The sequence below is a fragment of the Leucobacter chromiiresistens genome (assembly GCF_001477055.1).
GTDB classification, from domain to species: domain Bacteria; phylum Actinomycetota; class Actinomycetes; order Actinomycetales; family Microbacteriaceae; genus Leucobacter; species Leucobacter chromiiresistens_A.
Genome location: NZ_LDRK01000155.1, coordinates 1 through 504 on the forward strand (window position 1 = coordinate 1; position 504 = coordinate 504).

The 504-nt window shown below is 75.2% G+C and carries 1 protein-coding gene; it reads right to left on the bottom strand.

Annotated features, from left to right (window positions below):
• Window positions 1-20: 20 nt before the first annotated feature.
• Window positions 21-504 (bottom strand): cyclase family protein (locus tag NS354_RS12775; protein ID WP_193750784.1); only part of this gene is annotated, 484 nt, incomplete at its 5' end.

The following is a 504-nucleotide window of genomic DNA, read 5'->3' on the forward strand; positions in this document are numbered from 1 at the left end:
ACGCACCCCGGGCGCGCCGCTCACTCGGCGAGGTCGAAGCGCGCGACGGCCCGGATCGGCGAGCCGTCCGATCCGTCGATGCGAAGCGGCAGCAGCGACATCTCGACCGAACCGGGCAGCTCGGCGAGGCCCACGAGGTTCTCGACGATGACGCCGTCGCCCCCGAGCCAGAACTGGTGCACCGGCATCGGGTCGGCGTCGCCCGCGTCGGCCTCCCCCGCCTCGGCCCCCGACTCGGCATCACCTGCGGTCGGGTCGGGGCTGAAGCAGTCCACGCCGAGCACGCGGGCGCCGCGCTCCCAGAGCAGCCGCGCGAGGTCGAGCGAGATCGACGGATGGCGGAGCGCCGCAGCGGTGCCGAAGTGCGCGTCCCACCCGGTCGCGATGCAGACGATCGACGGGAGGCGATCCGGAATCGCGTCGGCGAGGCGACCCTCCGTGATCGACTCCCCCGGGGCCGTCGGCTCGGGCCCCACCCGGAGCACGCGCGCCGCACCGACGAGC